The sequence below is a fragment of the Luteolibacter sp. SL250 genome, from assembly GCF_026625605.1.
Classification (GTDB): domain Bacteria; phylum Verrucomicrobiota; class Verrucomicrobiia; order Verrucomicrobiales; family Akkermansiaceae; genus Luteolibacter.
In genome coordinates, this window is sequence record NZ_CP113054.1 from 2,937,822 (window position 1) to 2,959,129 (window position 21,308).

The window sequence follows — 21,308 nt, forward strand, 5'->3', positions numbered from 1 at the left end:
GGGAGTTGGCTTCGTATGAATCCCAGATGCCCCGAGTCCGAACCTTCATCCTCCTCTGTTTTTCCGCCCTGACGGTGGGACTGCCCGCCCAAGAAGGAACCGAACCCTTCGATACGGAGAAATCCACCACACGGCCTCTCCCGCCCGCCCAGGCTGCGTCGGAGTGGAAGCTGCCCCCGGGATTCCGTGCGACCGTTTTTGCGGCGGAGCCTGACATCCGTCAGCCGATCGCCATGTGTCTGGATGACCGGGGGCGCTTGTGGGTGGCGGAGAGTTTCATGTATGCGGGTAGCATCGGCGGATACTACGAGAAGAAGCTGCGCGACCGCATCGTGATCCTGGAGGATACGGACCACGACGGTGTGCACGACAAACGGACCGTGTTCGCGGAAGGACTCGAACGCCTCACCAGCATCGAGGTCGGTCTGGGCGGTGTATGGGCATTGACCCTGCCCGATCTTGTCTTCATCCCGGACAAGAACCGGGATGATGTTCCGGACGGTCCCGCCGTCGCTCTCATCGACGGATTCGATGTCAAGAAGTCAGGGCATACCATGGCCAACGGCCTGCGCTGGGGACCTGACGGCTGGCTCTATGGGCGGCAGGGCATTCTCGGCCATTCATTGCTGGGAAGGCCGGGCTCACCAACGGAAGCCAGGTTGAAGATGAATGTGGGCATCTGGCGCTACCACCCGTCCCGCCAGACGGTCGAAGTGGTTGCGGAAGGAACCACCAATCCGTGGGGAATGGACTGGGATGAGCACGGGGAACTGTTCTTCATCAACACGGTCATCGGCCACCTCTGGCATGTCATCCCCGGTGCCCATTACAAGAGGATGTTCGGCGATGACTACAATCCCCATATCTACGGCCAGATCGACCAGCATGCCGACCATGTCCATTGGGACACGGCGGAGAAGTGGAGTGAGATCCGAGTGGGGATGAGTGCGGAATCCTCCTCCGCCGGAGGTGGCCACGCGCACACGGGCCTGATGATCTATCTGGGGGACAACTGGCCGGAGGAATACCGGAATGAGCTGTTCACGATCAACTTTCATGGCCGCCGCCTGAACAGGGAACATCTGGAACCTACCGGCAGCGGCTTCACCGGCCGCCACCGCGCCGATCTCGCCTTCTCAGCGGATCCGTGGTTCCGCGGGATCGATCTGCTGTATGGTCCGGACGGTGGAGTTTTCATCGCCGACTGGTCGGACACCGGGGAATGTCACGATGATGACGGCATCCATCGCCAGTCCGGCAGGATCTACAAGATCACCCATGGGATTCCTGCCGTTCCATCCGTGGCAGACGTTGGAACCACGCCGGCGGAGGCGCTGCTTCCCCTGCTCTCCCACCGGAACGAATGGTTCGCGCGCCGGGCACGTCTCTCACTCCAGCACCGTGCGGGCGCCGGAGAAAGCATGGAGCCGTTGCTTTCCCCCCTCCGCAGCCATCTCCGGGACGGTGCCACCGCCGCACTGAAACTCCGGGCGCTGTGGTCGCTCCACGCCATCGGCGGGGCGGACCGCAAGATGCTGATCGATCTGCTTTCCCACCCGGAGCCAGCCGTCCGGATCTGGTCGATCCGCCTGCTGCTCGACAGTGCCACACCTGCCTCAGGCGATGAGGGAACCATCCGCGCACTGGTCCGGATCGCCGGGACGGAATCATCACCCGCCGTGCGTCTCGCACTCGCCAGCGCGCTGCAGAGGATCCCGGTAGCACCCCGTGTTGCCATCGCGGCTCCACTGCTGAAGCACGCCGGGGATGTCGCGGACCATAATCTTCCGTTGATGCTGTGGTATGGCATTGAGCCTCTCGCAGCAACCGACCGTCGTGCATTGGCCGGTCTGGCAGTCGATTGTGCCATTCCCCTCGTGCGCAACCATATTGCCAGACGGCTCGCCCTTGATCCGGAGGATCCCGGACAAGCATTCGACAGCCTCATCCGGCATGCTGCGACGGCACCGGACGAGTGGACGCTGGACATCCTCGCCGGTCTGTCGAAAGCGCTGGAAGGTGTCCCCTCACCCAAGCCCACCCCAGCGTGGTCCATGCTTTCCTCCGTGATCGGAGAGTCGGGAAACCCGGATTTGGTCGGTTTCCATCGCTCCCTGGGGGCTTTGTTCAGGGATCCCGCCGCGATTGAGTCCAACCGCGCCCTGACTGTGGACGACAACGCGCCTTTGGAAGCCAGAGTCGCCGCGCTGCGCACTCTCAGCAAGATCCGAGACGCCGGTTCATTGGAGGTGGCAAAGAGCCTCATCGGAAAGCCCGGACTCCGCCCTGCAGCCGTGGAGCGCCTCGCCATGGAGAGCGATCCAGAGGTTGCCGCTTTGCTTCTCCGTCAGTTGCCCGTCATTCCGGCTTCGGACCGACCGGTGATCATCGACGCATTGATCTCCCGTCCGCGATGGGCCGCGCTGCTGGTTGCGGACATCGCCTCAGGAAAGCTCGCCGCGGATTCGCTTTCGCCGTTCCAGGTCCGACAGATCCGCTCGTTGAAAGCTCCTGAATTGGCCGGGGAGATCACCCGGCTGTGGGGCGGGATGCGGGATGCCAGCAAGGAGAAGATCCACGCGGCAAACGTCTGGAAACTCTACCTCACCCCGAAAACGCTGTCGCAGGCGGACAAGAAGAAGGGCAAGGAGATCTACGCCCAATACTGCGGCACCTGCCACAAGATGTATGGTGAAGGAGGATCCGTCGGTCCCGAACTGACCGGTGGGGGGCGGGACAATCTGGATTACCTGCTTTCCAACATCCTCGATCCAAGCGAGGTCGTCGCGAAGGAGAACCAGCTTTCCATCATCACCCTGAAAGACGGCAGGACGTTCAGTGGAATGATCCGTGCCAGCGATGAACGCACGACTTCCCTGCAGACGCTCACGGAGAAAATCTCCCTGCCCACGGCGGACATCGCAAAGACCGAGACCCTGCCCAACTCCCTGATGCCCGAGGGACTGATCGATGCCATCCCCCGGGAACAGGTCCGGGACCTCATCGCGTGGCTGATGGACAAGGGCAACCAGTGACCCTCCGCGAACGGGAGCCGTCGACCCGCAAGGCAGTGGATGCTCAATGGAAGCCCGCAAGGTCGCGGTCGGTCCTCGCGAACGCTTCCAGCGAACGGTCCATCCGGAAGGCCCGCCTCAGATGGGTGCGGGCGGAAGCGTGTTCGCCCAGCACCCACAGGTAACAGCCGATGTTATAGTGGAACGTGGGCATCTCCAGCAGCGATTTGGGTCCCCGCAGCAACCAATTCCGTGCTGCAAGGGTATCCCCGGTCTCGTGGAGGCAGAAGGCGGCCTGGAGGAAATACTCCGCGTTGAGGGGTTCCATGCCGCACAGCACACGTGCGGTCTCTGAGGCGGCGTTCCAAGATCTGCACTCCATCTGGATGACCACCTTCATTTCGAGAACCACCGGTGAAACCTGTTCCTCCTCCGCGAGCGACTGCAACTCCAGGAGTGCTTCATCCGGAAGTCCCAGATCAAGCCAGCCACTGGCTGCCCGCAACGATTCCGTCATCCCCATGCCCCTTCATCGTAGGGAATCCGGGATGCCCTAGCAATTTCGTATTCACTGGAAATGCTTGCGAAAGTCACGGATGCCGGAAGAATCCGCCGCCTTGCACAAGGTCATCATCCATACCGACGGAGGCTGCAAAGGCAATCCGGGGCCGGGGGGCTACGGTGTCGTCCTCGTCGCGGGACGCCACCGGAAGGAGCTTTCAGCCGGTTACCGCCTCACCACCAACAACCGCATGGAACTCCGCGCCGCCATCGCCGCGTTGGAGTTGCTCAAACAACCGTGTGAAATCGAACTCCACTCGGATTCAAAATACGTCATCGACGCGATGACCAAGAAATGGGTGGACGGATGGAAGCGCCGGGACTGGATGACCGCAGGCAAGACTCCCGTGAAAAACAAGGATCTGTGGATTCGTCTGGTGGCCGCCAGCAAGCCACACAAGATCGACTGGCGCTGGGTGAAAGGTCATGCGGGCCACGCGGAGAACGAGCGCTGTGACGAGCTGGCGAACCTGGCCGTGGCGAAGAAGGAGTTCCTCGATGACACCGGGTTCACGGAATCCGGGGACTGAGTCGCGGTGATCCGTTGAAACCGTGGCTTGCGTCATCCCCATCGGGCGGGTTTCCTCCTGCCCGCGTGGAATCCCCCAAGGAAAGCAGACTGAAACGGAAACTCGGCGTGACCGGAGATTTCTGGGCGCGGCTGCTCCGGAAGGCTCTGTCTGGCGTGCCATGGTTCCTGGAGGCGCCTCTCATCGCCGGCTGGGCACCGCTGTTTTTCCTGATGGCCGGGAAACAACGCCGGGCCGTCGCCGCCAACCTGCGGGCGATGTTCCCGCACTGGGGGTCATGGAGGGCGCGGTTGGGCGCATGGCGGGTGGTCTGGAACTTCTCCGTGACCTATGTTGACGGCCTGCGGTGTGAGAGTGGAACGGGAGACATCGACTGGGCCATCGAGGGCATCGGGAATCTGGAGGCGCTGTCCGGCCACGTCGGCGGGGCCGTGATCCTCACCGCCCACATGGGGAACTACGACATCGCCGCGCCGATGTTTTCCAGCCGCATCCAGCGTTCGCTGTACGCGGTCCGTGCCCCTGAAAAGGAGCCGGAGGTGCAGAAAATCCGCGAAGAGGAAATGCGCAGGAAGGAAATGGAGAATCCGCATTTCCGCACCCTCTACAACCACGACAACAACCTGTTGGGGGTGGAGCTGGCGAAGCTCCTCCAGGAAGGAAATCTGGTGGCCGTGCAGGGAGATCGTGTGGTGTTCGACGTGTCTCCGATGGAGGTGGAGGTGGAGCCGGGCCTCCGGATGAGATTGCCCCGCGGCCCGCTGTTCCTCGTCCGCGCCACCGGTTGTTCCTGCTACCCCCTGTTCATCATGCGGGATGGTTGGCGCCGCTACCGGGTGAAGGTGCTGCCGGCGCTGGATCTGCCCGCCCGCACCCGTGGACCGGACACGGAAGCCTCCGTCCTGTGGGCGAAGACCATCCTCGATGTGGTCCGCAGCCGCTGGAACCAATGGTTTGTCTTCGAGCCCGTGCTACAGCGGACCACGGAGAATCCGGATCAACGGGCATAGCGCCCGGGCACTCCCTGTGGCAGCTCATGGAGCCGGCTGTGGATCACATTCGCCATGTCCCCCGCCACGCGTTTGATGTGGCCGGCGTTGTCCCCCGCGAAATGCCGATCCACGGTACTGCTGAACAGATCCAGCCACCGGTCGAACATCGCACGGTCCATCGGTGTGCGGCCGAGGAGATGTCTGTGGACGGCGAGCGGATTCCCCCGGTAACTGCCCGTGCGGAAGAGGACGGTCTCCCAGAAGTCGCAGAGTCTCGGCAGGTGATGATCCCAGTTCACTTCCGCGATCTCATCAAATACAGGCCCGAGGACGGGGTCCTGCCTGACAGATGCGTAAAATCGATCCACCAACCGTTCGATGTCCTCCCGTCCGAGGATGTCCGCCTTGCCGTCCTGGGTGGCATTCATGGGGATATTCTCCATCGGTTTCCCCCGCCTTCCAATATGGATGGGATCCTTTCTTGATCCGGATCAAATCGCCTGCATTTAGATGGGGAGGAAATCCATACGGGGCGCGTATCGTCCGGCAACCACCCATGAGATTCCACCTTCCGATCATCGTGTTGACCGCCATATCCGGCTTGGTCACCGCCCAGGAGATGTGGGATCTGCCGCCGATCCTTTACTCAAAGACTGCTGCGACCGACCCACTTGCCAAGCTGGTCGAGGAAGGAACCAGCCTGCCACAAGACAGCGAACAGGAAACCCTGCGGTTCCTCCTCCGTCTGCTGGAGATCCCGGAGTCCTCGCAGATCCTCGTATATTCTAAAACCAGCGCACAAAACTACTTCATCAACCCTCGCAAACCGCGGGCCATCCATTTCAATGAGAATGCCTACGTCGGTCACGTTCTGGGCGGAGGGTTCGAACTCATCATCCACGATGACCATCTGGGGGTGGTGTTCTATTTCATCGAACCAGAACCGGGCGGGCGGAAGCTGGAGATTCAGAGAAACACCACCTCCTGCCTGAACTGTCACGCGACCCGCCGCACGGAGCTGGTCCCCGGACTGACCGTGCGTTCCGTCCCCACGGATGCCGATGGCAATCTGCTGCTGCCGCTGGGCTCGACCCGCACGGACCACCGCACGCCGCTGCCGAAGCGCTGGGCGGGCTACTACGTCACCGGCGGCAGCGCCCTGCCCCACCTGGGCAACCGGATTTTCACGCCCGGAGGGGGGCTGTTGCCCGACCAGCCGCCCGAGAGGCTGAAGACGGTTTCCGGAAAGATTGATTCCTCGCGCTATTTGACGGACACCAGCGACATCGTCGCCCTGATGGTGCTGGAACACCAGTGCCTGATACACAACCTGCTGATCAACGCCTCCATGGAACTCCGCAGGGCTTCTTGGATGGAAAAGGCCAGCGGAGGAAGGCAAGCTGTCCTGTTGGCGGAAGCGAAAGCCCGCGCCATCGTGGACGTGATGTTGTTCAAGGATGAGGCTCCGATGGGCGACGGTGGCGTGGATGGCGCAGCCGGATACCAGACTTCCTTCACCGCACGCTTTCCGAAAACCAAGGCGGGCGATTCCCTCGCGGATTTCCATCTTGGAAACCGCCTGTTCAAAAACCGCTGTTCCTACATGATCCACTCGAAGGCTTTCATTTCCCTCCCCCCTGCGGTGAAGGATGCGGTGTTCCTGGAGCTGGAAAAGCGGCTGACCTCCGGAAATGAATGCGGCTGGATCCCGGAGGGTGAGCGGAAGCGGATCCTGGAGATCCTCCATGAAACCGTGCCCGGCTTCGCTGATGATCCATGAATCCTCCACCTCCATGAAGATCCACCTCAAACGGGTTTATGAACCTTCTTCCAGGGAAGATGGCAGCCGGTTCCTGGTAGACCGCATCTGGCCACGCGGGGTTTCCAAAAAGGATCTCGGCTCCGCCGTCTGGCTGAAGGAAATCGCCCCCTCCACGGAACTCCGCAAATGGTTCAACCATGATCCGGAACGCTGGCAGGAGTTCAGGAAACGCTACCTCGCTGAACTGCGTTCCTTGGACGCTCCGGCCGGGATCCTGAGAGCTGCGTTGAAGGAGGGCCCCATCACCCTCCTCCACGCCGCCCGGGACGAGGAACACAACCACGCGCTGGTGCTGCGGGATTTTCTTCTGAAAAGCGGCTGAACCTTCGTCTTTCCTTCCGGGAATTCCGGCGTATTCTGGCGGTCATGATCCATAAGATCGCCGCGGTTTTCCTCTCTCTCTCCGCCTGCACGACCGCCGTAGTGGCCCAGAAGGTGGGTTCCCCCTGCCCTCTCCGGCTGCCGCTCGACACTGTGTTCAAGGGTGAGGCGAAGTTCCACGCCATGGTGGCCAAGGCGGAGCGTGAGAACTGGCGGAACCTCCCGCTGCCACAACGGACGATGCGGGTGGCCCGGGAGCTGGTGGGTGTTCCCTACGTGAACTACACGCTGGAGATCGACGACAGGATCGAGTCACCCTCGGTGAATTTCGCGGGCATGGACTGCTGGACGTACTATGAGAACTCCCTGGCGTTCGCACGGATGCTCCGCTACAAGCCCGGCCCTTACAAGCCGCAGGACATGCTCCACATGATCGAAGTGGAACGCTACCGCAACGGCACTTGCACGGGTGGCTATCTCAGCCGCATGCACCATCTGGAGGAAGTCTTCCATGACAACCAGCGCCGCGGCCTGGCGGAGAACATCACCCGCCGCATCCCCGGAGCCGTAAAGATCGAACGGGAGATCCGCGAGATGACGGTCCAGTGGAAAGCCTACCGTTACCTGAAGAACAATCCGTCGCTCGTCAGCCCCATGGGCAAGATCGAGGCCCAAGTGTCCCGCCTGCCCGTCCACCACGTTCCGAAACAGAACGTCCGCGGGATCGAGAAATACCTCCAGGACGGGGATATCTGCGCCATCACCACCCACAGCACCTTCGGCTATACCTCCCACGTGGGCCTCATCCTGCGGGTGAAGGACCGTGCTTATTTCTGCCACGCCACCTCCGACCGTGACAAGGGGCGGATGACGATCATCGACCGCCCGATCGCGGACTACGTGAACGGCACCGCCAAACACGCCGGCATCATCATCTGCCGGCCGAACGAGCTGGTGCCATCGCCACTCTGGAAGCAGAACATGGCGAAGCAGTGAAAAATGTGCTGGATCAGGTGCCAAGTGTGCCCCGTTGGAGCGGTTGGCCGTCGCTCGCTGGCAGTCTTGTATGTTTTCTTTTGGGAGGATTCATGGTCGGCGACGCGATGCAAACTTTCATCTTCCTTATTCCGGGCATGGGTTTTGGCATCCGGGCATACCATGCAGCCAGATCACGGACGATCCGTGCGGCAGCATTGCTGCTCTTCGCGGTGAATGTGACCGGATGTGTGTTCTGTTTCCGGGACCACCTCGCGGGGTACTGACAGGTCAATCACATCTGCACCATCTGGGCCTCGCGCTCGGCGATTTCCTTGATTTCCTCTCCCGCTTCCTTCTCCACCAGCGGACGCGCGAGCATCTGTTCGTAGATGGCGATGTAGCGGCGGGCGACTTCCTTGTGGCTGAACTCCTTCAGGCTCTCTCTCATCACACGACCGATCTCGCGGGCGCGCGTCTCCGCCGGAAGGGCGAAGAACTTCATCGCCTCGTCGATCGCCCAGCGGAAGCCGCGCGCATCGTAGGTGTCGAACCGGAAGCCGTTTCCGGTCGAAGTGTTCGCATCCAGATTGCGCACGGTGTCATAGAGTCCGCCGGTGGCATGGACGATGGGCAGGGAGCCATAGATCGGCGCGGTCATCTGCGGCAGTCCACACGGTTCGAACAAGGATGGCATCAACATGAAGTCCGAACCCGCGTAGGCGAGCCGGGACAGGCGTTCCTCAAAGTTCCGCACGGCCACCCGCTCATGCAGGTTGAAGCGTTCTACAATCTCATGGATCCAGCGTTGGTGGGGACCGTCCGCCACGACGACCACCTGGAAGTTGCGGTTCCAGTATTCCGAAACCAGACGATGAAGCGTGTTCGTCAGCAGTTCCGGACCTTTTTGGACCGGATCAAGGCGTGACGGCCAGAAGAAGATCGGCGCGGTTTCATCCTCCTCCAGCCCGAGTTCCAGTTGCAGGGCCTTCTTGTTCGCCGCCTTTCCGGTGACAAAATCACTGTCATCGAAATTCAACGCAAGGGAATCATCCGTGAGCGGGTTGTAGGAAACATCCGGAGCATTCAGGATGCCGTCGGAGCAACCGGCCAGATACTTGTGGCGGAGTTCCTGGCGTACGGTGTGGGGAACCATGGGATGCCAGCCTTCCACGATCTCCCACAGGAATCGCGGGCTGACAGTATTGATGAAGTGGGCGGCGAAAATGCCGGACGTCAGAAGATCCACCGGCACATGGGAACGGGCGTGATCATAGCTCGAAGGGGCACCGGAGAAATACAGGTTCATCCAGAACTCAGCGGCGTCGATCCCCGTTTCCTCCACCTGAGCGAGGGAAACCTGGCGGGTGTGGATGTTATGGACCGTGAAGAGGCTCTTGATTCCACGGCGGCGCGCCATGGCCGGAATGAGCGCCGTCATCCAGTCATTGCAGTGGATGAGGTCGGGGCGCACCCGGGGAACCACGTTGTTGATGACTTCCCGCTGGAAGACGAGGGCGATCTTCATCGCTTCCTCCGCATGGTTGCTGTAGACGTGTTCCCGGTAGTAGAAGATGCGGTCCTCCGCCAGGTGGATGTGGGCCTCCGGCAGGACTTCGTGGTATTTTCTCAGCTCCCTCTCATGGAGGTTGAAGACATCCCCCTGGAACATCCGCCGGTAGTTCGGCATCGCCACGTGGACATCCGCCCCCAGCTCGAACAGCGCGGAGACCAACGATGCCGAAACGTCCGCCAGACCACCGGCTTTCGCCGACATCCGTTGGGCCATGTTGCCCATGCCGGGGGGGAGATAGGTGATTTCGGGGGTGACGATGAGAATACGGGGCTTCTCGGGCTTGGGGAGCGAAGACATCGGGGTTTTTGCGGAAAGTGAGAGAGGGGCGGGACCTCCGAGCATTAGGTCAAATCCGCGGGCTATTCCACATCAATCTCACCGGAGATGCCTTTATTTCGCGCAATCTCACCCTTGATTGAAGATCCGGACGCAGTGCTGGGACCATGTTTCGAGCCGTTCGTGAAGCGAGCCGTTCAAATCCTCGATGGTGCTGAAGGAAAGCTCCGCCAACGCATCCTCCTTTGATGTGACGGCACCATCGGGGAGTTCGACGAGATGCACCACACCGAGGTGGACTTGGCCGACGGGATTGGTGTCGTCATTGAGCAGCGCGATGATCCGTTGCTGGTAACCACCGGGGATGTCCAACTCTTCCTCGATCTCGCGCTCCACCGCGGCGAAGTATGCGGCTCTGCCGGTTCTGCCATCTCCGGTGTCCACGGGGTTGATGTGTCCACCGACCCCCACGGACAACTTGGCGTGGAGGCGGTTCTCGCCGCCGGATTTGCCCCGGGTGTAGTGCAGCAACCGGTCTCCGTGTTTGAAGATGCAGTACGGGATCAGTTGTTTGTGGGTCGGATCTTCCTCCGCCTCCGCCCGGTCCATGAAGAAGTGGTTCGCGGGATCCAGCAACTTTTCAAGCGCCTGCTCAATGCCTTCTCCCTTGATCCCATGGAACATTCCGATTTCTTCCAGCAACGAACGCGGAACCACCAACACCTGCTCACCGGCATACTTCGACATGCCGTGGAACATAGGGAGATCCTCGGGCGGGAGCCAAGCGAACAAGCGGAGGATGCGCCATTTGTCCGGCTGCCGCTGATCCTACGGCATCCCGTAATATCATTCCCGGGAGATCCGCGGCATGATCTTCCCGTCGTCCACCCCCCGTGGGCGGTTTCCCCTTACCCCCTCCCCCCCTTTATGTCCCCCACCCGTTTCCTGTTCATTTGTGTCGGCGTCATCGCACTGGTCACATCCGTGCGCGAAGCGAAAGGCCAAACCATCTCCGGCAATCCCTCCTTCCTGGTCAGCGGGCGCTTCACCAATCCCGTAGAGGAGGGGTCCAACAGCCTGCTTGTCCGGGACAACAACCTCTCCAACGGCTACAACAGCGGCGCGGACACCACGGACGCGCCATCCGGCATTGCCACGACAGGACCTGCCGGAGCCGCATTCTTCCAGTGGGGGCGTGCCTCCACCTCCGACACCTATGCACACCCGAGCGCGCTCTGGTTCATCCCGGTGGATGTCACCAACGCGGCACCGGGCAAGGATTTCCAGATCGGTTACCTCTACTACCGTAACGGCACCATCCAGAGCTCCACCGGAGCCTCTTCGGTGGACATGGCCTTCACGTTCACCTTCCCGTCGGACGGTGGCACCATGAACACCAGCTTCACCAGCAACCTGGTCAACACCCCGAACAACGGCACCGCGGAACAGAACGCCGACGTGGTCTCCCTCTCCAATCATTTCTCGCCCACCGGCTACAAGGACAGTTCCGGCAACGCCTACTACCTCGAACTGTCCTTCAAGATGGATGCGGACACGCTGAACACGCTTTCGACGGGCACGGAATTCCGGGCCTATGAGGGGGGCACCAGCCGCGCGGAGATCATCGGCCGCTTCACCACCACGCCCAACGTGGCGATGGTGCCGGAGCCCTCCACCCTGCTCATCGGCCTTCTCGGTGCCCTGCCTCTCATCAGCCGGCGCAAACGCTGATACCCGCCACATCCGCGCTTGATCCGCGGGCAATCAAGGCCATTGGTTTCACAGCAGACCAATGGCTTCATCGTTTCATGGCGGGTCCCTGATTGCAGGGAAGCATCTCCCACCCACCGCCGGGGGATTCACCGTATTTTCTCCCATCACGCTGGAGGATCTGCCGGGCGAGTTTTTCCCGGCCTCCGCGGAGGATGTGGAGAACGCAATGACCGCGGCGCGGGATGCCTTCCGCACCTTCCGGACCTCCTCCGGAGAGATCCGGGCCGGATTCCTGGAAGCCATCGCCGAAAACCTCACCACGATGCGGGATATCCTGCTGGAGCGCGCCCGTCTGGAAACCGGCTTGCCGATTCCCCGGCTGCAATCGGAACTGGACCGTACCACAGGCCACCTGCGGATGTTCGCTGCCATCGCACGGGACGGATCATGGCTCGATCTCCGGCATGAACCGCCCCTGCCCGACCGCAAGCCGTCGCCGCGCCCCGATCTGAAGCGGGTGTTCCGCCCCATTGGTCCAGTGGTGGTGTTCGGCTCCAGCAACTTCCCACTCGCCTATTCCGTGGCCGGTGGAGACACCGCGTCCGCACTGGCTACGGGAAATCCAGTGGTGGTGAAGGCCCATGAAGCGCACCCCGGCACTTCCGAACTGGTCGCTGGCGCCATCAATGCGGCCGTCACCGAGGCTGGTCTGCCCGCTGGTGTATTCTCCATGCTCCAAGGCAGCGGCAAGGAGCTTGGCATTCCGCTCGTGACGCACCCTGCCACCCGGGCGGTCGGTTTCACCGGGTCAACCCATGTCGGCCGCATCTTCATCGACGCCGCAGCGAAGCGGCCGGATCCCATCCCTGTCTTCGCCGAGATGGGCAGCCTCAATCCCGTGGTGATCCTGCCCTCCGCCTTGGATGGGGACCCGGAGCATATCGCCCGTCTGCTGGCCTCCTCCATCACGACCGATGCCGGACAGTTCTGCACCAAGCCCGGCATCATCCTAGTGCCGGACGGGAGCAAGAGCCGACATTTCCTGGATCTCATCTCCGCGGAAGTGGCCTCCATCCGTCCGGTGCCCATGCTCCACCGGGGCATCCATTCCGCCTTCGTGGAAGGATCAGGGAAACTCCGGGCTTTGTCATCCGTCTCCGTCATCGCCTGCAAGGAGGCCACACCAGACTCACTGGAAGGTAGCATCCAGATTCTCCGGACGGATGCGGAGTCGTTCTTGGCCGAGAGCCTCCTGAGGCAGGAATATTTCGGACCTCTTTCGATCTTCGTCACCTGGTCCGGCTTGGGACAGATCCAACACATTCTTCATGTGCTTGGAGGGCAACTCACCGCCACATTGTTCACCGCAGACAATGATCCGGAGGCGGTGGAACTCATCCCCCTGCTGGAGGAAACCGCAGGGCGGGTGATCCTCAACGGAGTACCTACCGGCGTGGAGGTGAACTCCGCCATCCAGCATGGCGGACCGTGGCCGGCGTGCAGTGACTCCCGCTTTTCTGCGGTGGGGCCATCCGCGCTGTTGCGCTTCGTCCGACCGGTCGCCTATCAGAATTTCCCCGCCGGATTGCTTCCGGATTTCAACGGCTAGCGAACGGTCGGTTGCAGGGCGAACAGGCCCCGGGTCGCCTGATATCCTTCGGACATCTTCATGCGCTTCATTTCATGCCCAGCTCCCCAAGAGTCGGAGAAAATGATCGACTGGTCCTTGTCGTTGTAACCGGTGATGATGCGCATGTGCCCGCCCGCCGTCTGTGGATTGAGGTCCGGTTCTTCCTTGAACAATCCGAGTTCGAGCGACCAAAGCAACGGCAGACCGTTGTTCACGTAGGTCCTCACCATTTTCATGAAGGCGGCCTCGTCGATCGGCCTGCCGACCACGAAGTCGCGCTCCACCTGCACAAGTCCCCCCTTCTGCGCGGTCATTCCGAGGATCTTCAGGCGCGTCTTGAAGCGGTAGTCGATCTTGTCCAGCTCCTGGGCCATGGCCATGGTGCTGGTTCCTTTCTCCGGATCCGCACCGGAAACGGCCGCGATCTGGTGCATGTCCGCGCCGATCCCGAAGTATTCGAAAAGCCGCTGGACGGAGGCCACCACGCAGTAACCCTTGTTCCCTTGATCCACCATCGGCAGCCCGGCGACGTGGATACTGCCGTCCTCCTCCTTCACCACATTCGCCGGCAGATCCGACAGCTTCACCGCCGCGCCGCCCCGGCTGGCCAGCATGGCGGCGGCCAGCCCGCCGGTCGCACCTTTCCGGGAAACCCGCAGCCGCAGGAACTCACGGGGCTGGTCCGCCAACGCACCCTCATTGTATTCCAGAACGGCGATGCCCGCAGCGGACGCCCAGCGGTAGCCTTCCGAAAGCAAACCCTGCTGACGGTCCGCCTTCATCACCGACGGCTTCGCCGCAAGGACCTTGCTCATCCCCGCGCCACATGCCTTGAAGCGCTTCTCGAACTCCTCTTTCGGGATGTCCCCGCCATCCCCGCGGTTGAAGACGGAAAAGGTGATCACGTTCACCTTTCCACCGGCGAAATCCACCACCGCCTCCTCCAGCGGCACCTCGCCACCAAGGGTCTTCAGGTCGATCTCCACGTTGGAATAGAGCTTCCGGCTGAACTTCGCCCGTGTCTTGTCCTTCGTCAGCCACTTCATCAGCTTGCCGTTCGCTCCGCCGAAGTCCTTTTCCAGTTGTTCCGGCGTCATCTCCCACACTTGGGGAAACGCCATCAGGCCATCCAGCTTGCACTCCATGCTGCTCTCCGCCGCGCGCAGGACACCCATCCAGCCCGACACCGCCACAACGGCCACCACCATCATCCGCTTCATCCACCCACCCTACTCCGCCCCCGGAAGCCATGGCAAGGCCACTCAGGAAGAGAAACCCGCAACATTTTCAAAAAACGTCTTGCACGCACCCATCCCCGTATCTAAACCTCCGCCGCGCCTCCCGCAAGGGAGACCAACCCGCAAGGGGCGTTAGCTCAGTTGGTAGAGCACTTGCATGGCATGCAAGGGGTCAGCGGTTCGAATCCGCTACGCTCCACCATTCCCACACTTTGATGGGGATGAATGGATGAGGATCACTGAAATCCCATCACCACGTTGCCGGACGGTTCCGGACCGCTTCCATTCTGGAGATACCATTTCACCGTCTTCGCGCCGTTGAGGAGGACGTTGTCTTTCACGGACACGTCCGAGGGATTCGGGAACTTCGGACCGCCTGCGGTCACCAGTACGAGGTGGACCTTGTTTTCATTCGGGCGACCGTCGATGTAGTTGCCCTCGATCACGACTTTCCGGGAATCGTTGACCACGAGGATGACCCCGTTCGTCTGGATCTTCGAACCGCCGACGATGGTGTTGCCGGAGAGGCGGATGTCTTCGGAACGATCCTCCACATGGAGGGCTTCCGCCCCGTAGCCATCGATCCGGCAGCGCTCGACCGAGCCGCGCTGGACATTGGCGAAACCGACGGCGAAGCCGCCCGTGGGGGTCTTGCTCAGGTTATCCCGGAAGGTGCAGTCCTCCACCCGGATGTCGGTCATTTTCCCCTTGGGAGAGTTGAATTCCAGATCCGAGGATTTGTTTTTTTCGAACAACGATTGTCTCACGATCACGCCCTCCACGGAGCCGGTCGCCTGGTTGGCTTGGAACAGGCCGAAGGTGAAGCCCCGCAACTCGATCTTTTCCAGCGTCAGGTTCTTCAGTGAGCCATTGCCCACCTGGAAGGCATGGCAATAGGTTCCAGGAAACCGCTCGACGCCGCCCTCGAAAACGCAGTCCCGGAAGGTGATCCCGTCCCTCTCCCCGAACAACGGGAACAGCACCGCGGCGAAGTTCTCCTCACGGGAAAACGTCAGCCCCTGCACTACGGAAGAGGAGCCGGGCTGGAGGAACTCCCGGTGCTCCGGCTTGCCACCTTCCGAGACGAGAAGGAACTTCGAGCGCCCGCCTTCACCCAGCAGGGTCACGCCATCGGGCATCGTAAGGCGGCCTTTGCCCAGCACCATGCGGTAGTCACCCGCGGGCACGAGGATGGTGTCGCCTTTCTTCGCGGCGGAGAAGGCGGCGGCGAGGGCAGCACGGTCATCCGCCGTGCCATCCCCTGCTGCAGAATACGGGGCCTTCCGCAGATCGAGGATCTCCGCTTCCAGATTCCCCGCGAACATCGCGGCCAATGCCAACAACAGGACACGCCTCATTGACGGCCCATACCGCGGCGGTCAGACGGGTCTTTCACCCACCTCCACCGTCACCGGACCTTCGGCGCTGGCGGGAGTGATGACGGCGATGAACTCGATGGGGCTGTCGCTGCGGTTGAAGGTGGCGTGGACCACGCCCTTCGGGATGTAGAGGGACGAACCGGGCCCCATCACCCGCATCTCATTCTCCAGCCACTGCTCGGCCGTGCCGGAAATGAAGTAGATGATCTCCTCCTTGTTAGGGTGGTAGTGGAAAGAATGGCCCTCGCCGGGCTGGATGAGCACGCGGACGAACAGGAGGTCCTCCGTGGCCGTGAAACCGGGCTTCGAGTGCCACAGGTGCGTCTTGCCGCCGATGACTTCAACCTCTTCCTCTCCCGGCTGTGTGAAACGATATGCTGACATATTTTACTGATTCTTCATTTCGATGCGACCCAGCGGACGGCGTTCACGAGGAGCTTCTGGAAATCCGGATTTCCATGGGCCTCCGCGGCGTGGCCGAGCGTGATGCCGACGATCTTCGTCCTGGGATCCTTCGTCACCCAGACGCTGGGGTGGACGGCTCCCTCCGCATGGTTCTCCGTGAGGATCTCCACCTTCGCGGCATCCGGCACCTCCATGCGGTAGCTCTCGTCATTGATGACGAACTTCGCGGAGACGCCCTTGGTCACCGGGTGGTCCTTGTTGACCACCAGCACGTCGAAGTCGCCCTTGCCGTGGCTGCGGGTGCCGCCACCAATGAAGCGCGCGTTGTAGCCGGTTTCCGGCGGATAGTTGTACCAGGTGGCCGCGTGCAGCATGACCAAGCCTTTGCCGGCATCCGCGAAAGCATTGATGGCCTTCTGGAAGTCGGGACGGGCGTATTGAGGGTCATTGCCACTGAACACCAGCACATCCGCCTGCGGGATGAGCGCGAGGGCTTCGCCAAGGTTCGGCGTGGCCGCGACATCGATGCCGCCGGCCGTTTTCAGGATCTCAGAATCCTCCTTGAGGAAGTAACGCGGGAAATCATGCGAGCTGCCGGCGCCCGCCAGCAGCACGCGCAGAGTTCCCTCCACCTTCGGCTCCTGGAATTTCGCCCCCGTCGGTGCGGTCGTCTTCGGGTCATATTTCTCCAGCTCCTTCGGTTCCGTCTTCGTCTCCACCTCCGCGGCTTCGGAAGAAAGGTCGGCGGTGATCGCGGCGACCACGGGGGTCACCCCGTTGTTGTTGCTCTCAAGCGTCAGCTTCTTGATCCTGCCCGGCTTCTTCACGTCGATACGGATCAGGCGGATCTGGCCCTTTTCGACCACCTTCTTCACCAGTTTCGATCCGGAAATGTCCGTCTCCTTGTTGTAGTCGCCGAAGGCCATGCCGTTGAGCAGGACGGTCTCCTCCACGCGGCCGTCCTCGAAGTGGACGCCGACCTTCATGGCGGGACGGAAATCCTTGATGGCGGGGAAACCCCATCCGGCGATGCCGCTAAGCAGGTAGAAGCGGGTGGCCTCCAGGTCCACCGGGACCTCGACTTTGATCGGATACTTCGAAGCGATATTTTCGCGCACCCCACCCCGGAGGATGAGAAGGTTTCGGCCATTCACGCTCTTCTCTGGATCCATGAGGAAGAACGGGACCTTTTCCGCGGCGATGTTGCCATAGGCGGAGAAGAAGACGCTTTCCCCGGGAGCATTCTCGTTGGCGAACAAGCCCCGGCGGGAGTCCGCGGTGTAGGCCTCCCTCAGATCGAGGACGCGGTAGCGGCCTTCCGAGGCGGTCATGTAGGAGAGGATGTCACGGAGCCCTTCACCGCCGAGACCGTCCAAGCCCTCCGGCATGAGGCTGCGGTGCGTGTTCTCCCGCGTGGCGATGTCATCCTTCCTGATCTCCGTGTCCCCGCCCTGGTTGCGCAGGGTGATGGCGGCGGAGTTCTCGCTGGTGATGACACCGGCCAGGGCTTCGCCTTTCTTCGTGGTGACGTTCCACTGCCAGAAACTGGGGTCCACCTCGCGGTTCGGGTCCACGATGTGGACGAGAAGCTCCGCAGCACCGTGGGAACCCATGCCCGTCAGTGGCGGGCCGACATCCTTGTCCCCCACGTCACCGAAACGGTGGCAGATGGCACAGGCGGCGGCATAAAGCATCTTGCCGTTCTCCACGTTTCCAGGCTTCGACACTTCCGGCAGCAGCTTGGCGATGATCTCGGCCTTTGCCTTCCCTCCCGGATTCAGCTTGTTTTCCAGCTCCTTCGCACGGTCCGCCACCTTCTTGTCGGGGTGGGTCCGCAGCCGGGCGATGTTTCCGGGGCCGAATGTCTCCGGCTTGATGGAACCTCCGCCTACCGCATCCAGCAGGGCGAGTGATGCTTCGGAACGTTTGAGGATGCCATCGAACGCCTCATTGATCAGCGACGGACGGAGATGGTCCAGGATCGGCACCACTTCCTCGATGTGGTTGGTTTCCGCGAGGGCGGTCAGGGCGGCCTTCTGCACGCCCTCCGCATCTCCGGTGTTTTTCAGAACATTGACGACCGCACCGAGCGATTCCTTGGTACCAACTCCGACCAGTGCGCGGGCTGAGGAAATGCGGACCGCTTCCGGTGATTTCGTGTCCTTCAGCTTCGAGTCCAGCGCTGTCACCGCAGCCTTCGTCCGCTCCACGAGTGCGCCTTTTTGGTCCCAGTTCGCCACCAGTGGCAGAACCAGAGGCAGGGTGGACTTGTCATCCATCAGCTTGCCGAGCGCGGTTGCGAGATCCTTGGAAACCTCGGGCCGGATATCCTGGCGTCCGGCGAGGGCTCCGAGAATCGCGGCCTTCAGACCAGCCGGGGCTTTCGGAGCTCCTGCGACGCCCAGCACCAGATCACGCGCACCAGCCGCCGGGTTCTCCCGGAGGGCTTCCGGCAGCAGGTTCGCCACGAAGGATTCCAGCGAACCCGTCGCTGCTCCCGATGCGAGAACTTCGTTGAGATAGTCCACCGCATGGGAGGATGCCGCGGCGATGAGTGCGGACCGGGTCCAGTCATCCTTCGCCTCGCCGTAGGCTTTCAGCACCTGGCGGCGTTGTGCGGGTGTGGTGGAGGAAGCGAACTTTTCGTAGGTCCTGTTGGGACCGGAACCGACAGGCTCGGCAGCCTTGATCAGATTCCCCTCGCGCAGCAGGCGCATGGCCGTGAGCCGGGTCTGGGAATTCGGACTGGCGGACGCCTTGATGATGTCTGCCGCCTTGCTGCGGTCGATCACCGGGACTTCCAGCTTCTTCGCCTTCTTGTGCTGGACCTTCCAGATCCGGCCGAAGTAGTGGTCGCGGTCCGGGCGGACGGCGGCATTGGCCGGTCCGTGGAGCGGGCCGCGCGTGTCATTGTGGATGACCGCCTGGTTGTAGAAATCCACCAGATAGAGCGCACCATCCGGTCCGACGCGGTTCTCGATCGGGCGGAACCAGAGGTCGCTGCTGCGGATGAATTCCGTTTCCTCCCTGCCCTTCTCCCGCTCCGCGGTGTAGGTCACTCCGTCAGGCTTCACGAAATAGTGGCTGACCAGATTCACCGTGGGCTCGCCCGTGAAGTAGCTGTAGTTCCACTTGTCCGGCCAGGCACCGCCTTCATAGACTGCGCAACCGGCGGCGGCGGTGTAGGAACCCACCAGGTCGATCTGGACGTAGGCGAGCTGTTCCCACTTCATCAGCGGGAAAAGCTTCTGGCGGACGACCATCCCGTGCCAACTGTCGGTGCCGGGGATCTTGCCCTTCGCCAGCACGGCCTCGGGCAGGACGGTGTGGAGGAAGACGATGCCGCTGGTCGGCTGGGTCCAGAAGCACTGTCCGTCGGTGGTCATGCAGAGGCCCCATGAGTTGCCGCCCTTGCTGGAATACATCTCGATCTCGGAGCCGTCCGGCTTGAACCGCACCACGCCGGATCCGATCTTCACCGGGGCCTTCCCCTTCCCGCCCTCACCCAATGCGGTGACATCCCCGGCGCTGTAGCCGTGGGTGCCATAGATCCAGCCGTCCAGCCCCCAGCGGAGGTTGTTGAGCACGGCGTGGGTGTCGAAGATGCCGAGGCCGGTGTAGAGTTTCGTGCGCTTGTCGGCGATTTCATCGCCATTGGTGTCCTCGAGGAACCAGATGTCCGGAGCGGAGGAAACGATCACGCCGTTCTTGTGGAGAACGAAGCTCGTGGCGAGTTCCAGCTTGTCCGCGAAGACGTGCTTCCTGTCCATCACGCCGTCGCCGTCCGTGTCGGTCAGGATGCTGATGCGGTCCTGCGGTTCCCGCTCATACTTTCCGGGTGCGACCGAGCCGCTTTCCTTCCATGCGTCCGTGTTCGCCTTGCGCAGACCGTTGGGATACTCCGGCGTCTCCACCACCCACATGCGGCCCTTCTCGTCCCAATCGACGTTCATCACCTTGTTGATGAGCGGCTCGGCGGCCACCAGGGAGATCTCGAACTCCGGATGCAGCTCGATCTTCGCCGCGGCCTTTTCCGGACGGGTGGGGCCGCCTTCCGGGTAGCGGAGGGCATCGCCCAGTTCCTCCGGACGGCAGAGTTCGTCGGTGTTGTCCCGCTTGCCCGCCCACGCGATGCTGCGGAGCAGGAGCGTGCGGATGGAGGTGTGGGCGAAGTTTTCGTAAAGATGGCCGGGAACGAATGCCAGCGCGCGGCGGTTGCCCGTCTCATAGGTCCACATCTGCGGCTGGATGTCGTAGATGTTCACCCGCTTGTCATCGCCCGGGTGACTCGCGTCCTTTGGCTTCGGGGTGTAGGCACCGGCCAGCACCTTCACCTCCGGGAGTACTTCCATATCGTAGTAGATCTCGTCATCGAGATCGAAGTTGGACATGCCGGTGGTGATGGGATTCTCCCGGTCGGTGAAGTAGAGGGACAGGTGGCCTTCCAGCCACTTCGTCTTTCCGAAACGCCATGATCCGCCGATGACGGTCTTGTACCAATCCGGGTCACGGGAGACCGTGCCACCATGCACGGCGACCACGCCGCCGCCGCGTTTCAGGAACTCCTCGAAGTTCTTGCGGTCCTCACCGGTGATGTTGCCGCCCTCTTCCGCGTGGATCACGACCACGTCGGTTTCAGCAAGCTGGGCCTTGGTCGGAAAGGTGTCGCCGCCGGTGGCTTTCGCGCCGCGTTCGTTGAGCAGCTTCGTCCAGTCCTTGAGAAAGGCGGGATGGTCATGCGCCCCGGGACCGTGGGTTTTCTCTCCGGACCGGATGAAGACGCGGAGAGGTTCGGCAGCGTGGCCCGCCGCCGCCAGAAGTCCGGCGACGAGGGTTCCGATGATGAATTTTTTCATGAATGTATGGGTTGGGAAAG

At 61.8% G+C, this 21,308-nt stretch carries 16 protein-coding genes and 1 tRNA gene; 9 read left to right on the top strand and 8 right to left on the bottom strand.

Going from position 1 to position 21,308, the window contains the following annotated elements; all coding sequences use genetic code 11:
- The first annotated feature begins 26 nt into the window (after nucleotides 1-26).
- The gene (locus OVA24_RS12985) at nucleotides 27-3,035 is read left to right on the top strand and encodes a PVC-type heme-binding CxxCH protein (protein ID WP_267670258.1); all 3,009 of its coding nucleotides are present in this window, start codon (nucleotides 27-29) and stop codon (nucleotides 3,033-3,035) included.
- A 43-nt stretch (nucleotides 3,036-3,078) separates the two neighbouring features.
- On the opposite strand, the gene OVA24_RS12990 is transcribed toward OVA24_RS12985, so the two are convergent.
- Nucleotides 3,079-3,537: a tetratricopeptide repeat protein gene (locus OVA24_RS12990; RefSeq protein ID WP_267670259.1), complete on the bottom strand. Its 459-nt coding sequence runs from the start codon at nucleotides 3,535-3,537 to the stop codon at nucleotides 3,079-3,081.
- A gap of 73 nt (nucleotides 3,538-3,610) precedes the next feature.
- Here OVA24_RS12990 and rnhA point away from each other — a divergent pair, with 73 nt between their 5' ends.
- Both rnhA and OVA24_RS13000 read left to right on the top strand, forming a co-directional pair.
- A complete protein-coding gene (gene rnhA, locus OVA24_RS12995; protein WP_267670260.1) occupies nucleotides 3,611-4,105 on the top strand; it encodes a ribonuclease HI in 495 nt (164 codons plus the stop codon).
- A gap of 65 nt (nucleotides 4,106-4,170) precedes the next feature.
- A complete protein-coding gene (locus tag OVA24_RS13000; protein WP_267670261.1) occupies nucleotides 4,171-5,115 on the top strand; it encodes an LpxL/LpxP family acyltransferase in 945 nt (314 codons plus the stop codon).
- Here the strand turns inward: OVA24_RS13000 and OVA24_RS13005 are convergent.
- Nucleotides 5,103-5,525, bottom strand: a complete 423-nt coding sequence (locus tag OVA24_RS13005) for a group III truncated hemoglobin (protein WP_267670262.1) — start codon at nucleotides 5,523-5,525, stop codon at nucleotides 5,103-5,105. The genes OVA24_RS13000 and OVA24_RS13005 overlap by 13 nt on opposite strands.
- A 128-nt stretch (nucleotides 5,526-5,653) precedes the next feature.
- Between OVA24_RS13005 and OVA24_RS13010 the strand changes: the two genes are divergently transcribed.
- The 3 genes from OVA24_RS13010 to OVA24_RS13020 are packed head-to-tail and all read left to right on the top strand — an operon-like array spanning nucleotide 5,654 to nucleotide 8,236.
- A complete protein-coding gene (locus OVA24_RS13010; RefSeq protein ID WP_267670263.1) occupies nucleotides 5,654-6,877 on the top strand; it encodes a hypothetical protein in 1,224 nt (407 codons plus the stop codon).
- Nucleotides 6,878-6,890: 13 nt separating this feature from the next.
- Complete coding sequence (locus tag OVA24_RS13015; RefSeq protein WP_267670264.1) at nucleotides 6,891-7,241, top strand: DUF488 domain-containing protein; 351 nt, start codon at nucleotides 6,891-6,893, stop codon at nucleotides 7,239-7,241.
- Nucleotides 7,242-7,285: 44 nt separating this feature from the next.
- Nucleotides 7,286-8,236 carry an N-acetylmuramoyl-L-alanine amidase-like domain-containing protein gene (locus tag OVA24_RS13020; RefSeq protein ID WP_267670266.1) on the top strand — a complete coding sequence of 317 codons (951 nt, stop codon included), beginning with the start codon at nucleotides 7,286-7,288 and terminating at the stop codon, nucleotides 8,234-8,236.
- A gap of 274 nt (nucleotides 8,237-8,510) precedes the next feature.
- Here OVA24_RS13020 and OVA24_RS13025 read toward each other — a convergent pair whose 3' ends face one another.
- Nucleotides 8,511-10,088 (bottom strand): glycogen synthase, encoded by a 1,578-nt coding sequence (locus tag OVA24_RS13025; protein WP_267670267.1) that lies wholly within the window; start codon nucleotides 10,086-10,088, stop codon nucleotides 8,511-8,513.
- Nucleotides 10,089-10,196: 108 nt separating this feature from the next.
- The gene (locus tag OVA24_RS13030) at nucleotides 10,197-10,859 is read right to left on the bottom strand and encodes a hypothetical protein (protein WP_267670268.1); all 663 of its coding nucleotides are present in this window, start codon (nucleotides 10,857-10,859) and stop codon (nucleotides 10,197-10,199) included.
- 135 nt (nucleotides 10,860-10,994) lie between these two features.
- Here OVA24_RS13030 and OVA24_RS13035 point away from each other — a divergent pair, with 135 nt between their 5' ends.
- A complete protein-coding gene (locus OVA24_RS13035) occupies nucleotides 10,995-11,798 on the top strand; it encodes a choice-of-anchor K domain-containing protein (protein WP_267670269.1) in 804 nt (267 codons plus the stop codon).
- 61 nt (nucleotides 11,799-11,859) lie between these two features.
- Nucleotides 11,860-13,389: an aldehyde dehydrogenase (NADP(+)) gene (locus OVA24_RS13040; RefSeq protein ID WP_267670270.1), complete on the top strand. Its 1,530-nt coding sequence runs from the start codon at nucleotides 11,860-11,862 to the stop codon at nucleotides 13,387-13,389.
- Here OVA24_RS13040 and OVA24_RS13045 read toward each other — a convergent pair.
- The gene (locus OVA24_RS13045; protein WP_267670271.1) at nucleotides 13,386-14,630 is read right to left on the bottom strand and encodes a C39 family peptidase; all 1,245 of its coding nucleotides are present in this window, start codon (nucleotides 14,628-14,630) and stop codon (nucleotides 13,386-13,388) included. The genes OVA24_RS13040 and OVA24_RS13045 overlap by 4 nt on opposite strands.
- Before the next feature lie 144 nt (nucleotides 14,631-14,774).
- Here OVA24_RS13045 and OVA24_RS13050 point away from each other — a divergent pair.
- Nucleotides 14,775-14,850 (top strand) — tRNA-Ala (locus OVA24_RS13050).
- Nucleotides 14,851-14,884: 34 nt separating this feature from the next.
- On the opposite strand, the gene OVA24_RS13055 is transcribed toward OVA24_RS13050, so the two are convergent.
- Genes OVA24_RS13055 through OVA24_RS13065 form a run of 3 tightly spaced genes read right to left on the bottom strand, consistent with a single transcriptional unit; the run spans nucleotide 14,885 to nucleotide 21,288 of the window.
- Nucleotides 14,885-16,006, bottom strand: coding sequence for a right-handed parallel beta-helix repeat-containing protein (locus OVA24_RS13055; RefSeq protein ID WP_267670272.1), 1,122 nt, complete (start codon nucleotides 16,004-16,006; stop codon nucleotides 14,885-14,887).
- A 21-nt stretch (nucleotides 16,007-16,027) separates the two neighbouring features.
- Nucleotides 16,028-16,411, bottom strand: coding sequence for a cupin domain-containing protein (locus tag OVA24_RS13060; protein WP_267670274.1), 384 nt, complete (start codon nucleotides 16,409-16,411; stop codon nucleotides 16,028-16,030).
- Nucleotides 16,412-16,425: 14 nt separating this feature from the next.
- A complete protein-coding gene (locus OVA24_RS13065; RefSeq protein ID WP_267670276.1) occupies nucleotides 16,426-21,288 on the bottom strand; it encodes a PVC-type heme-binding CxxCH protein in 4,863 nt (1,620 codons plus the stop codon).
- Between the last annotated feature and the right edge of the window lie 20 nt (nucleotides 21,289-21,308).